The 13,569-nt window shown below is 37.4% G+C and carries 11 protein-coding genes and 1 tRNA gene; 4 read left to right on the forward strand and 8 right to left on the reverse strand.

Translation table 11 applies throughout. The features are described from left to right. The first annotated feature begins 23 nt into the window (after positions 1–23). Both FEE95_RS20135 and FEE95_RS20140 read left to right on the forward strand, forming a co-directional pair. Positions 24–578, forward strand: a complete 555-nt coding sequence (locus tag FEE95_RS20135) for a TlpA family protein disulfide reductase (protein WP_138659831.1) — start codon at positions 24–26, stop codon at positions 576–578. Next, positions 578–1,138 (forward strand): TlpA family protein disulfide reductase, encoded by a 561-nt coding sequence (locus FEE95_RS20140; protein WP_138659832.1) that lies wholly within the window; start codon positions 578–580, stop codon positions 1,136–1,138. The genes FEE95_RS20135 and FEE95_RS20140 overlap by 1 nt, the downstream gene beginning before the upstream one ends. Positions 1,139–1,141: 3 nt before the next feature. Here the strand turns inward: FEE95_RS20140 and FEE95_RS20145 are convergent, their stop codons facing one another. The 6 genes from FEE95_RS20145 to FEE95_RS20170 all read right to left on the reverse strand — a co-directional run bounded on the left by FEE95_RS20145 (position 1,142) and on the right by FEE95_RS20170 (position 6,024). After that, positions 1,142–1,588, reverse strand: coding sequence for a sterol desaturase family protein (locus FEE95_RS20145; protein ID WP_138659833.1), 447 nt, complete (start codon positions 1,586–1,588; stop codon positions 1,142–1,144). After that, positions 1,589–2,428 (reverse strand): phytoene/squalene synthase family protein, encoded by an 840-nt coding sequence (locus FEE95_RS20150; RefSeq protein ID WP_138659834.1) that lies wholly within the window; start codon positions 2,426–2,428, stop codon positions 1,589–1,591. It lies immediately after the preceding gene. Between the two features lie 5 nt (positions 2,429–2,433). Beyond that, positions 2,434–3,891: a phytoene desaturase family protein gene (locus FEE95_RS20155; protein ID WP_138659835.1), complete on the reverse strand. Its 1,458-nt coding sequence runs from the start codon at positions 3,889–3,891 to the stop codon at positions 2,434–2,436. A gap of 20 nt (positions 3,892–3,911) precedes the next feature. Beyond that, positions 3,912–4,811, reverse strand: coding sequence for a MerR family transcriptional regulator (locus FEE95_RS20160; protein WP_138659836.1), 900 nt, complete (start codon positions 4,809–4,811; stop codon positions 3,912–3,914). A 264-nt stretch (positions 4,812–5,075) separates the two neighbouring features. Beyond that, positions 5,076–5,159: transfer RNA gene (locus FEE95_RS20165), tRNA-Leu, on the reverse strand. A gap of 124 nt (positions 5,160–5,283) precedes the next feature. Further along, the gene (locus tag FEE95_RS20170; RefSeq protein WP_238474623.1) at positions 5,284–6,024 is read right to left on the reverse strand and encodes a LytR/AlgR family response regulator transcription factor; all 741 of its coding nucleotides are present in this window, start codon (positions 6,022–6,024) and stop codon (positions 5,284–5,286) included. An 896-nt stretch (positions 6,025–6,920) separates the two neighbouring features. Between FEE95_RS20170 and FEE95_RS20175 the strand changes: the two genes are divergently transcribed. Beyond that, entirely contained in the window at positions 6,921–10,229 is a 3,309-nt protein-coding gene (locus FEE95_RS20175; RefSeq protein ID WP_138659837.1) for a DUF5107 domain-containing protein, read from the forward strand. Between the two features lie 3 nt (positions 10,230–10,232). After that, positions 10,233–11,009: a carbohydrate-binding family 9-like protein gene (locus FEE95_RS20180; protein WP_138659838.1), complete on the forward strand. Its 777-nt coding sequence runs from the start codon at positions 10,233–10,235 to the stop codon at positions 11,007–11,009. An 11-nt stretch (positions 11,010–11,020) separates the two neighbouring features. Here FEE95_RS20180 and FEE95_RS20185 read toward each other — a convergent pair whose 3' ends face one another. Together FEE95_RS20185 and FEE95_RS20190 are read right to left on the reverse strand one after the other, a co-directional pair. Then, positions 11,021–12,184 (reverse strand): mandelate racemase/muconate lactonizing enzyme family protein, encoded by a 1,164-nt coding sequence (locus FEE95_RS20185; RefSeq protein ID WP_138659839.1) that lies wholly within the window; start codon positions 12,182–12,184, stop codon positions 11,021–11,023. Positions 12,185–12,247: 63 nt separating this feature from the next. Further along, positions 12,248–13,543, reverse strand: a complete 1,296-nt coding sequence (locus FEE95_RS20190; protein ID WP_238474624.1) for an MFS transporter — start codon at positions 13,541–13,543, stop codon at positions 12,248–12,250. Between the last annotated feature and the right edge of the window lie 26 nt (positions 13,544–13,569).

The raw sequence follows: 13,569 nt of genomic DNA on the forward strand, positions 1-13,569 counted from the left end.
GAGACAGAGTTTAAAGTCCCTCTATGAAGAAACAAACGGTCTATACGCTTTTAGTAATAGCCTTAATCCTTTCCTTTTTCGTTACTCCGCTAGGAGATTTTAGCAAAGAATTTTTGAATAAAACTTTTGCCGCATCTCCAACAATAATACCTACAGAAAATCAGGGAAAGATTTCGAATTACAATTGGAAATTAAAAAGAGCCGATTGGAGTTTTTTTAATTTTGAAGAAGCCGAAGGTCAGGTGGTATTTATTAACTTTTGGGCAACTTGGCATTTGCCTTCTAGAGCACAATTAGACGATATTCAAAAATTGTATGAGAAATATGAGGGTGATGTTAAATTCTATATCATAACGGACCAAGAAAGAGAACTACCGGAAGAGATGATGATGCGAAAGGGTTATACGTTTCCCATAACCTATCAAATTATTGGCGAGCCAAGCCCAATCGAATTACTAAAGCCAGCAGGAAGTTATATTCTGGATAAAAAGGGTAATATCGTTGTTCACCAAACCGCAATTGCCGATTGGGATAATAAAGATATTGAAGCACTATTGATTCGATTGATATCGGAATAATGAAGCTAAAAAAGGAAAACCTCTCCAATTTTGCATTTATAATTGTATTGGCACTTCTACTTTTTACGCCATTAGGGTTTCATATAAGAGTTCTCACTTCAAGAATATTTTCATTTAGCCCTTATACAATCGACAAAGAGGATCAATTGATATTGTCTTGTTACAATTGGAAATTATCAAATGCAAGAGGAGAAGTATTTAATTTCAAAGATGTTGAGGGAAAGGTTGTATTGGTCAACTATTGGGCCACTTGGTGTCCACCTTGCGTTGGTGAGATGCCTAGTTTGCAAGAATTGTATAACGAGTATGGTGATAAAGTCGAATTTGTCTTTGTAGCACATGACGAAGGAGAAAAAGTAAAAGACTTTATGAGTAAAAAGGAATATAACTTTCCGGTATACTTTGAAAAGAGTTCAAGCCCTATTGTTTTGTCGACGAAAAGCATCCCAACTACTTTCATAATTGACAAAAAAGGAAAAATTGTTGTTAGAAAGACGGGAGCTGCAGATTGGAATGGCAATTCCACTTGGGAGATATTAGAACGGTTACTAGCTGAGTAGCTGTTATTTCTTAAAATATTTGAAGGGTACGAATAGCATTCCGAAGCATTCCCCATCTCCTTTTTCTAAATGCTTGTGGTGAATTTTGTGCGCTCTTCGAACGCCTTTTGCATACCAATTGTTCGCATTTCTAAACATTTTAAAGCGTTGGTGGATGAAAATATCATGTACCAGAAAATATGCGATGCCGTAAGCTAATATTCCAAAGCCTAATGCCCATCCTGGCCACCAACCATTTTTTCCTGCAGAAAAAAGTACCATGCTCACAACAGCATAAAAAATGAAGAAGGCATCATTTCTTTCAAACCAAGAATCATGGTCTTTGTGGTGGTGATCTTTGTGTAAACTCCACAAAAACCCATGCATAATATACTTATGGGTAAACCACGCCATAAATTCCATAATGGAAAATGTACCAAGAAATATAACTATCCAAAGAAAAATTTTCATCTAAACTAAATGTAATTTATAATTAACGTATGATTTTGCTAAGAGTCCAAACTTCTGATAATTAGGAACTCGTATCCTTGCATTCTTAATCTCCATAGATGGAGTTTTTTGCAGTTTTTGGAGCAATTTATAATAGTATTTATATGCTGTATATACACCAAATTTTGCTTCGTTAGGTAAATGCAAAATACCAGAATACCCTAAAGCGAAATCTGCTTTGATTTCCTCCACGATTTTAGATTTTGATGCCTCATCCAAATCCGTTAGATTGGCATGAGGAAAATAAGCTCTATTCAAATCTTCAAAATCAGCTTTCAAATCCCTTAAGAAATTCACTTTTTGAAATGCAGAACCCAGTGACATAGCTGATTTTTTCAACGCTTCATATTGCGAATCATCTCCCTTTACAAAAACTTTCAAACACATCAAACCGACCACATCGGCTGAACCGTAGATGTATTCTTTATATTCAGCATCCGTTCTATACTCACTTTTTGTAAGATCCATTCGCATACTTTTCATAAACGAAGCTACCAGGTGATATGGTATTTTGTATTTGTGATACGTATGTTGGAAGGAGTTAAGAATGGGGTTAAGACTGATTTTGGCTTCAATGGCGGCCTTTAATTCTGTTTCAAAATTTTCAAATAACTCCTTTTTATCATAGCTATGAAATGTATCGACTATTTCATCTGCAAAGCGTACAAAACCGTATATGTTATATATATCAGGTCTTATCGACGGCGATAGCATTTTGGTCGCCAAGGAAAAGGAAGTGCTGTAAGACTCGGTAACTATCTTACTACAATCGTATGAAACTTTATCAAAAATACTCTTCATATGTATTAGTCTACTTTGGCTATTAATTCAGAAACTAATTTTCCAGATATCAAGGCAGGTGGTACTCCAGGTCCTGGTACGGTAAGTTGCCCAGTAAAGAATAATTTTTTTACTTTTTTACTTTGCAATTTTGGCCGTAGGAACGCTGTTTGTAAAAGCGTGTTAGCCATTCCGTATGCATTGCCTTTGTATGAATTGTATTCCTCCACGAAATCTTTCACACAAAAGGACTCCTTAAATATAATATTATTTTCAATTTCTTGACCAGTTCTTAATTGAAACCTTTTCATTATTAGACCGAAATATTGCTTTCTCAGTTTAGGGGTATCCTCCAAACCAGGTGCTATTGGAACCAAGAAAAAGCCGGTCTCACAACCCTCGGGAGACATGCTTTCGTCAGTCACGGAGGGGAAGTTGGCATAGAACAAAGGGTCTGAGGGCCATTTAGGCTCATCATAAATTTCTTCGGCATGTCTTTCAAAATCAGTATCAAAAAACAGATTGTGATGTTCAATACTTTTCAGTTTTTTATCGAAACCTACATAAAAGAGGAGGGAGGAGGGCGCAAAAGTCTTTTTAGCCCAGTATGATTCGGAATATTGTCGATATTTTTCGTCTAATAATGTTTCCGAATGATGATAATCTGCTCCACTTAAAACAAAATCACTGTCTATTTCTTTGCCATTGCATGATATTCCGATAGCTTTTCCGTTTTCCACACGGATTTTTTCTACTGAACTATTCGTATGTATGGAGACGCCTAATTCAATAGCCAAAGCTTGCATTGCCTTAATAATTTCATACATACCACCTTTTGGATGCCATGTGCCCAATCCGAAATCGGCAAAATTCATAAAACTATAGAAAGATGGAGTCTTACTAGGCTTCGCCCCTAGAAACAAAACTGGAAATTCTAAAGTTGAGATTAATTTTGGATTTTTGAATTTCTTTCTAACCTGACCGCTAATGGTTTTAAAAAATTGGTCGATTTTAAAAACAGTTTCCTTAGTAACCAATTCAAAGGGTGATAAACCTGGCCTTAGAACAATCTTATCAATTGCAATACCATAATTTTCTTGGGCATCGGAAATAAATTTTCTAAGGTGTTTGGAGCTTCCACTTTCAATTCGCTCGAATTCCGCACAAATTTTATCCATTGTATCACCGATGGTAATGGTGTCATCAGCAAAGAAAATTTTATAGGCCGGACTAAGTTTATCTAGTTGGTAATAATCCGAGGTTTTTTTTCCAAAATCTGCAAAAAATTTATCAAATATGTCGGGCATCCAATACCAACTAGGACCAATGTCGAAAGTAAAACCATCTTTAACAAGCTGCCTAGCTCGTCCACCAACAGTTGCGTTTTTTTCGAAAATAGATATATTAAAACCTGCTTTTGCAAGGTAACATGCGGCAGATAAAGATGAGAAACCTGACCCTATAACACTAACAGTCTTATTCATATAAAGAAGAAGATTCGAGTTTAAAGTTGTTCAACAACTTGATCTATGGAATTGAAAGTTTTCACGAAATCAGGAAGATTACCAGAATCCAGGTGCTTGGTTTGGTATCCTAGAAGCCATACATCGGCAGCACCATATTCCTTGATTAAGTCGGTGAATTCTAGCATATATTTTTCAATCTTTTCCTTTGTAGGAGTAACAGTAAAATAGGATAGAAAACAAAGATTGTCAAAGTACTTCATAACATCTTTCAAGGTGTCTAAAGGTACTGTCTGACCAAGGTATATCGATTTGTAGCCCCTTAAAACTATTTCGTAATTGAGATATAAAAGACCTATTTCATGAATCTCATTTTCAGGTAAAAATGGCACGAAAATCTTATCCTTTTTTACGGGCTCTAAATGTTGAAGTTTTTCGGTGTTTATTAAGATTTTTTGTTTTATCAGGCTCGTAATAAAATGCTCGTGGGCGGGACTAATGGTATCCGTTTGCCAAAGCAATCCGATTTCATTAAGCAAGGGAATGAAGACCTCCTTAAAGACATCTCTGAAAGATTTATCGACCAAAATACTATTGTAGGTACTCATGAAGAGCGATTGGTCAAAATTAATCATTGATAGTTTAAATGCATTAATCGCGTGGTTTTTAACGCTGTTTTTCGCAACTATTTCTCGTACCATCAAAGGAATATTACCTTCGGGAATACGGGAAATCTTTGAGATTTTATAGCCGTTGTTATAAAGCAGAGTAACGTTCAAAAGCTTCTGAAGGCTACTTAAACTATAGGTACGAATATTTGTAGCAGTTCTTTCGGGAGCAAGAAGGTTATATCGTTTCTCCCATATACGTATGGTGTGTGCTTTTATTCCCGATAGATTTTCTAAATCGCGAATGCTGAAATTCTTTTTTACATTGTTCATCCTTTTGTAAAAATACTTAAACAAATTTACATTCTAAAGTTTCTTGAAGTGAAATTTGAGTTAATGTTTTTGCATCCATACGTGATGGAGCGCTATTTATCGACCGATGATTGGAGTTTTAAGAGGATTTATCTCAATAAGAAAACAAGAGTTTCCTGAAAATATAATTATACCCGTAGACCAATGTTTACATCATAATATCTGAACTTTTGAAACAATTCTTTTTGAAATAAAAAAAGCCAAGTGAATCACTTGACTTTTTAGTGCGCACGAGAAGACTCGAACTTCCACGGCCTAGTGGCCACCAGCCCCTCAAGCTGGCGCGTCTACCAATTCCGCCACGTGCGCTTTTTGAGCAGGGCAAATATAGAAAGCTATGGGCTAACAGAAAATTAATTTCACCTATTTATGTTCTAAATAATCTAGTCGAAGCATTCTAGTTATAGACCAAGTTTGAACATAATATGGAAACTCAAGACAGGGCATTTGAAGAAAGATTAGTCGCCAACTCAGACATTACTTTTCGGTATGCCCTTGAAAATGGAAGTTTCATTTTAAACGGCTTTAAATGACATTCATGTTTACCAAGATGTATGCGAGAAATGTAATTTTGATTTATTACAAAGCTTTGATGAATACGTCGGAATGATTTAGGTAATATGGATTCAAAGTATTTAAGGGTTTTATAAGCAACAATCTTTGTTTTGTCGGTCAAAAAAAACTCGGTCGAATTATTATCTGCCTTTAAATAGAGAATGTCATTGATTTCAATAAATCTATAATCACTGTAAGTCTGTAAACATAGCTTTTTAGGTTTGTCCTTTTTAGGAATGTTTGCAATACGCAGTCTGGAGTCCAATAAGTGTAATTGTGATTCATTTAATGGGTGTAGTAAGTAATAATAGAAGTTATGTTTAATGCAGTTAAAGGCTTGCTTTTTTGAGGGAGCAATGGCTACTAGCTCGGGTTTTTTGGGGAACGACCGATATAAATCTTTAATAATGTTGATAGGATTGATAAAATCTTTGTTGGAGTAATTATCGACATTAATGAAAATAAGGCTTGGCATTCCGGCAAGAATAACATCCAATAATTGATTGGTATTTTTAGCAATTCCGGCCAAGTTGTATCCGTCTAAATTCGCCAAATATGATGTTATAGCATCAGATTCCTCCTTTTTCAGCCCAAGTAATGCATATTGTATAGTTTTCATAGCAACGGGGTATATAATTACTTAAAAAGTAAGTATTTACTTTCAAAAATAAAATTTTTTACAAGATATTATTCATTAATTGATTGATTATTAAAATAATATAACAGATCATTATTGTTCGTGACTAATCGATTTGCCTCTAGAATTTATCGACGAATGAGCAGAGGCAATAGGTAGTTAACTTAAGTTAGAGAGTGCTGTGAAAAAGGTAAGAAGGATTGTTAGCTGAGTTTAAAATAAAAAGCCCCTGTTGGACAAAGACTTTTGTTTTGGTGACTGGCTGGGGCTCGAAACCCATTCATAACAATTTGATATTCAAAGTGTTAAAATCTATATTTTCAAAGTGGGCACCAAATTTCGCAACGGACCGCACTTATATTTTTAATGAACTTGTTTCGTATTGAAATATTGGTAAATTCTATTCGAAAGTCAAGAACTGTTATCTAATTCTTACTACTTATTCAAAATTTATATTTTGAAAGGGGGTAAAAAACGCGGTAAATAACCTTTGTATTATCAAAAAGGGCAAAGATTGCTTTCATTTGTTTTGGGTTAACTAGGCAAATAAAATTTTGATTCAGGTTTTTTTATTGTGGATTTTCAATGATTGAATTACCTAAATTCCTAAGCATATAGTCCTTAAATAATGGAATAAAATTAGTTTGGTTCTTTCTTAATAAGATTAACGAATTAATTGGAAGCGGAACAAAATGGTGAATAGACTTTATTTTGTGGTCTAGATTTTAAAGTATGGAATTATTACCGAGTAATTATCCTTTTAAAACGTGAGCTAGGTTAAAATACTACCATTCTCTGTTAAGAGCCGTTACCTTCAAAACAAAGAAAAATGATACATTTAGTATTACTAGGATTATCAAAAACTTTAAAACAACAGAATGAATTTATTTAAGCTCGTAGTATTGTCGGTTTTAATTTTTATTTGTTCGACCTCTACTAACTATTTATTTGGTCAAGTAAAAGTGTATGAAGGAAAAGAAGTAATACCTACCTACCAAAAAGGTGAAGATGAGAAAAGCCCTTTGTTCTATACGGGCCGAAGTGTTCAAGGGGCTCAAGGTAAAATATACCCGTACCCTTCACAAGCGAAACTTGGTGACTCCTTGACCGATGTGACCTATGAAATGGTTTATCTCGAAAATGAATATATCAAAGTAAAAGTACTTCCCGCTTTTGGTGGTCGCTTGTTCTCTGCTATTGATAAAACTAATGGACACGAACTTTTTCATACCAATAGCGTTATCAAACCTGATTTAATCGGAACACTCGGCGCGTGGGTTTCCGGTGGAATAGAGTGGTGTTTTCCGCACCATCACCGAACTTCAACGATGATGAAAAGCGACTATCGTATGATTGAGAATGCAGATGGTAGTGCTACGGTTTGGATTGGAGAAACCGAAAAGACACGTGATATGAGGGGCGTAATCGGAATGACACTTCGACCAGGCAAGTCATATATTGAAGTTGATTACCGTATCAACAATACGAATACATTAACCACCACATTTCTTTTCTGGGCCAATGTAGCCATAACCGCTAATGATGATTTTCGTACGTTTTGGCCGCCAAGTCAAGAGATTGGTGTCTTTCACAATAACAGAAATTTTGTGCAGTGGCCCATCTCGACAGATACTCCGACTTATGGGCGAACCAGTTACAAAGCGGGAACTGACCTTACCTGGTGGAAAAACCACCCAAATCCGGTTTCTTTTTTTATGTGGGATATCAAAGAAGGATTTATTGGTGGATATGATTATGGACAAAAAGCAGGCACCGTTCACGTGGGGGATATGTATGAAAACAACGCCTCAAAATTGTGGCAATTCGGCCCCGGACTTCAAGGTCAAAATGCCAGAAGGAAGCTGACAGATGATGGGAAAGCATACGTGGAATTGATGACCGGAACCTTTTCGAACAACCAACCCGACTACAGTTGGATTTTACCACATTCTGTTAAGGATGCCAAGAATTTTTGGTATCCGATTCGCGATTTGGAGGTGGTTAAAAATTCAACTATTGATGCTTCGGTGACACTGCAAATGCGAAATGCAAAAACTGTTTTTTACGGATTCAATACAACTTCGAAGTTTGAAAATGCCAAGGTTATTTTAAAAAACGGGGATGCTGTTCTCGTTGAAAAAACAATCAATATTGACCCCGCAAACCCATTTACAGAAACTTATAAAAGTCGAAAGCCTTTGGATGAATATGAACTTCATGTTGCCATTCAGGATAGTAAAGGTCGAGAATTGGTCTCATACAGTCCGTATAAACTGAAACATCCTGAATTACCAGAAGTTCAAGAAAGGGTTAAAAAACCAGAAGAAATAAACACGGTTGAAGACCTCTATTTGACGGGACGCTTTGTAGAGCAGTTCAGCCGCCCAGGAATCGAACCCGATGATTACTATTTGGCTGCCTTAGAGAAATCTCCCAATGACTACCGCACAAATATTGCTTTAGGTCAACGGCGATTGGGTCAAATGAAATATGAAGAAGCCTTTTCCTATTTGCAGAAAGCAGCCGACAAACTAAAAATTAAATACTACCAACCTAAAGAGGGAGAGCTATATTATTATATGGGGATGGCTCAAAAAGCCTTAGGGCAAATGGAAGAAGCGACCGCCAATCTTGCTCGCGCAACTTGGTATTATCAGTGGTTCTCTGCGGCAAACTATCAGTTGGCGCAAATCGAAAGCAAAAAAGGGAATCATGAAAAGGCACTTGAATATATCAGGGAAGCGTATTCTACAAACAATCGTGATGGTCGAATTGTAACACTTTACGCAGGTCTTTTGCGCAATGCAGGAATGCAAGAAAAAGCGGTAACTCTTTTGGATAATTTACTGGTTTATGACCCCTTGAACTTCGTAGCATTGTACGAAAAAGGTCTTTCCGAGGGAGATGCTTCTATGGCCAAATGGCATAAGAATATGCAAGATTTGGATAACAACTATTTAGAAATCGCAACACACTATATAAATATGGGTTTTAATGAAGATGGGATGACTTTGTTATCCTCATTGGAAAATCCGAAGAACCCTTTGATAGCTTATTATCTGTCTTATTTTCAATCTGAATTGGGCGACGAAGCTGCTGCAAAAAACATACTGCAATCCGCTAAATATTCTTTGGATTACGCTTTTCCATATCGACCAGAAACTGAAATCGTTTTGAAAAAGGCACTTGAACTGAATCCCCAAGATGTTACAGCCTACTATTTGTTGGGTAATTTATTATATGACCATAGACCTGAAGAAGCCATGACCGCTTGGCAAAAGACAGGGGAAATCAATAATAGTATTCCCATGGTCTCACGTAATCTGGCTTTTGGCGAATTTTATACAAACAAAGACCCCAACAAGGCCATTGAATATATCACGAAGGCCATTTCGGTCGATAATTCAAATCCGCTTTGGTATGCGGAGTTATCAAAATACTACGACGAATCGGATGCTAATTTCAAGGAAAATCTAGACCTACTTAAAAAGAACTTAGCCGTTGTTAAAAATGACGTATCCGCTCCTAAAACTTATGTAGAATTGCTCAATCTTAATGGTGACTACGATGAAGCGATTGATTTTTTAGATACGCATCATTTCAGAACCTGGGAAGGTGGTCGAGAAACCTATTGGCATTATGTGGACTCGCATACTTTGAAAGCAAAGGAACTAATACAAAACAAGGAGTACCAAAAGGCTATTTCCCATCTGGAACGCGCCTTGGAATATCCCGAAAACCTGGAAGTTGGTAAACCCACACACGATGAAAAAAGTGCGATGATTTACTATTTCATGGGAGACGCCTATTCACAAATGGGAAACTCCAAGAAAGCAAAAGAAGCCTATCAGAAAAGTGCAAACGCGGAAAATGGACGAGCAATGTACGATCTCTTATTTTATCAAGCGAAGTCAAATGAAAAATTAGGACAGTCGGATAAAGCAAAAAAAATGTTTAGTGATCTAATCGAACGCGCTCGTTCGCAACGGAACAAGGGAACCGACAATACACTTGTTGCCGTGGAAGAGGCATCAGCAACCAATAACAAAGCCATTTCAAATTCATATTACCTCGAAGCCTTAGGCAACATAGGGTTAGGAAATAAAGACGAAGCAAAGAAACTACTCCATGAAGCGATTAAAGTCTACAAAAACAATTTGTGGGCTAAACAAATGATAGATTCATAAAGTATGTGTAAGTCCCGAAAGTATTGTTTTCTACTATGCCTTGGGGTTTGTACTTCAATGGTCTTTTCACAAAATGATAAAAAACTTTCCCTAGGAGAGCAACCTATTTTTAAGGTATCTAAGACAAACCAAGGTATTACCATTAATGGAAAAATGGATGAGGAAATTTGGGCTTGTACCGAAGCAAGAACGTTTGATAATTTCTATCGAATTGACAAGCCGGATGACCAACAGCAAACCACTTTTCGAATGCTTTGGGATGAAAATAACTTGTATTTGTTTTACCAAATGGAAGACAAACATTTAACCGCTCGGGAAACTAAACGAGACGGGGAACCTTATCTAGATGATTGTGCAGAAATCTTTTTTATTACAGTGCCAGACAGTTTGGATACCCATATCGGCTACGAATTGAATCTGTACAAAGCCTCAAACGACTTCGTTTATTTTAATGATTTTTATCAAGGTCAGCACGGAATTCTAAAAACCTTCAATCCAGAATTTGAAGTAGAAGTCACCTACGATGGGACTTTAAACGACAATTCAGATATCGATAAAGGTTGGACTATGGAAATGGCGATTCCTATTTCCAATTTTGATGGATTGGGAAAAATTATCCCTGTACAAACCGGAAACAAATGGGCTTTTCTAGCGATTCGACAAGACCGCAATGATGCCGAGGGTAATCGCAGGTCCACTTCAACTATTTTTCCCATTTATGATATTTCAAAAAATGTGCATCAAGCCAATAGATTTGGACTGATGGAATTTGTCAAATAAAAACCTCTTGACTACCAATTGGTCAACGAACCATCATCTCTTCTAAGTCTCGGAATATCTATCATCTTGAATTCCCGCTTGATTGCCAATTCTTCATTGAACTCAACTCCCAGACCAGGAGTGTCGGGAATGCGATATCGAGGTCCATCCAACTCGGGGCGAACAGGATAAAATTCAGGCGCGTCGGTTCCCATGTATTGAGCAGGAGTGTTTACTTCTTCAAGATAGCTGAAATTAGGGCAAGCTGCGGCAAGATGAATGCTGGCCGCCGTGCAAATCGGACCCAATGGGTTATGGGGCATCAAATCAACATAGTGCGTTTCCGCCATTGCCGCGACCTTCATAGCTTCTGTCAATCCTCCTACATTACAAACATCGATTCGCGCATATTGTGCAATGTTATTTTCCAAAAAGGGCCTAAACTGCCACTTACTTGAAAATTCCTCTCCGATGGCAAAAGGTACGTTGACCATCTCTCGCAAGGCTTGATACGCTCCAGGGTTTTGGTCACGAATAGGTTCTTCTATAAAATCAATCGTTCCCCGAGGCATCCGTTTTATGAACGAATAGGTCTCGGCAACATTCAACCTAGTGTGATAATCAACACCTATTGTTATGTCCGAGCCGACTTCTTTTCGCAATTCGGTAATCCAGTTTGAAAGTTTAGCTATGGACTCTCTCGGTTCAAACCTACTCTTATCTTCTTGGGATTCAAATTCGGCTGGGGCCAATCTTAAGACCTTCCAACCTTCCTTTACGCAGATCGTGGAATAGTCTAATAGTTCTTCCTTTGTGGTAAAGCGTATAGAAGCAAAACATTCTACAAAATCACGCTGCTTACCTCCTAAAAGTTCATAGACCGGCACGCCCAAAGCCTTTCCCTTGATATCATACAAAGCAATGTCGATACCCGAAATGGCTGCCGTGAACACCCTTCCGCCCTCAAAATATTGGCCGCGATAGAGTTCTTGCCAAATAGCCCCGATCTGCCTTGGATCTCTTCCTATTAGAAAACTTCTAAAATGTTTTATGAGCCCAACAACAGCGAGTTCGCGACCGGTTAGCCCCGAACAACCCCAACCATATAGGCCTGAATCGGTCTCAACTTTTATGACCAAATGAGCTCCGCCATCCTCAATATTGATAGGATAAGTCTTTATATCTGTTATTTTCATAGCTACCATTTATTTACTTTCCATGAAAAGTAAGAAACTTTTATATTAATTTAATCCGTAGCACTATTCCTTTGGAACAATGCGCTCTACCTTACCTACTATAAAAGTGTAGCAGATCAAGCCTAATAAGGCCATAGCCCCTATAAAGAAGAGGGCAGGACTAAAATCTCCATCTTGCACCAAATAGCCAATTACAATAGGTACAATGACCGCCGACAACCCGCCGATGAAGTTAAAGGTACCTCCGATAAGACCGATATTCTTTTTTGGGGCAATAAGTGAAACGAATATCCAAGCAATACTCGCAAGACCGTTTCCGAAAAAAGCTATAGATAAAAACACGATTATCAAGGTCGTGTCTTCCGTATAATTTGCACCTATAATTGCAATGGAAAGTAACATGCCGGTAATAATTGGTGCCTTTCGTGCAACTTCGGATGAATGGCCCTTTTTAATCAAAAAATCAGAGGTAAACCCAGCCAATAAAACCCCTAAAAAAGCTGCTAGATAAGGAACAGATGCGTAAAAGCCGGATTTTATAAAATCTAACCCTCGGAATTCCACCAAATAGGTGGGGAACCAGGTCAAGAAGAAAATAGTGGTTGCACCCAAACAAAACTGACCTAAATACATACCCCAGAGTTTGCGATATTTGAAGGCATTCGCCAAATCATTCCATTCGAACTTATTGGTTTTATTTTTTTCTTTCATAGCAACCAATCCACCACCTTCTTCTATATGCTTTAATTCGGAAGAACCGATTCGATTATGATTTTGAGGGTCTCTATAGAAAATATACCAAACTGCGGCCCAGACCAAACCAATTATACCAGAAACAATAAATAGACCTCGCCAACCCAAAGCATCCTGTATCAGCGTTAAAACGGGTAAAAGCAATGCCATGCCCAAAAATTGACCTGAAGTGTAAGTTGCGATGGCCGAAGCCCTTTCATTTTCAGGAAACCATCTTGTAACTATTAAATTATTGATCGGGTAGGACGGTGCTTCGAACATTCCAATACCAGCTCTAAGTCCCAGTAGTGCAGCAAAAGAATTCACCATTCCCTGGATCAATGTGGCAATTGACCATAAAGCCATAATTACAGGATATAATATTCTTGATTTTACTTTATCTGCAACAATGCCTCCCGGAATTTGTAATATGGAATAGGTCCAACCAAAGGCCGAAAAAATATAACCCATCTGTATGGCATTTATTCCCAAATCTTCCTTTAGGGCTGCTGCCGCAATAGAGATATTGGTTCGGTCGAGGTAGTTTATTACGACCGTTACAAATATCATCGCAAGGATATTATAACGTTTTTTGCCTATTTTCTTGGTTGGTTTGGATTTCGTCACATTTTATTTTTTAAACGGAAAATTGA

This window comes from Maribacter algarum (ex Zhang et al. 2020) (assembly GCF_005885635.1).
Classification (GTDB): domain Bacteria; phylum Bacteroidota; class Bacteroidia; order Flavobacteriales; family Flavobacteriaceae; genus Maribacter_C; species Maribacter_C algarum.

What these genes read in the sequence shown, in the direction of transcription:
- FEE95_RS20135 (WP_138659831.1), top strand. Translation starts at nt 24, where the DNA reads ATGAAGAAACAAACGGTCTATACGCTTTTAGTAATAGCCTTAATCCTT.
- FEE95_RS20140 (WP_138659832.1), top strand. Translation starts at nt 578, where the DNA reads ATGAAGCTAAAAAAGGAAAACCTCTCCAATTTTGCATTTATAATTGTA.
- FEE95_RS20145 (WP_138659833.1), bottom strand. Translation starts at nt 1,588, where the DNA reads ATGAAAATTTTTCTTTGGATAGTTATATTTCTTGGTACATTTTCCATT.
- FEE95_RS20150 (WP_138659834.1), bottom strand. Translation starts at nt 2,428, where the DNA reads ATGAAGAGTATTTTTGATAAAGTTTCATACGATTGTAGTAAGATAGTT.
- FEE95_RS20155 (WP_138659835.1), bottom strand. Translation starts at nt 3,891, where the DNA reads ATGAATAAGACTGTTAGTGTTATAGGGTCAGGTTTCTCATCTTTATCT.
- FEE95_RS20160 (WP_138659836.1), bottom strand. Translation starts at nt 4,811, where the DNA reads ATGAACAATGTAAAAAAGAATTTCAGCATTCGCGATTTAGAAAATCTA.
- FEE95_RS20170 (WP_238474623.1), bottom strand. Translation starts at nt 6,024, where the DNA reads ATGAAAACTATACAATATGCATTACTTGGGCTGAAAAAGGAGGAATCT.
- FEE95_RS20175 (WP_138659837.1), top strand. Translation starts at nt 6,921, where the DNA reads ATGAATTTATTTAAGCTCGTAGTATTGTCGGTTTTAATTTTTATTTGT.
- FEE95_RS20180 (WP_138659838.1), top strand. Translation starts at nt 10,233, where the DNA reads ATGTGTAAGTCCCGAAAGTATTGTTTTCTACTATGCCTTGGGGTTTGT.
- FEE95_RS20185 (WP_138659839.1), bottom strand. Translation starts at nt 12,184, where the DNA reads ATGAAAATAACAGATATAAAGACTTATCCTATCAATATTGAGGATGGC.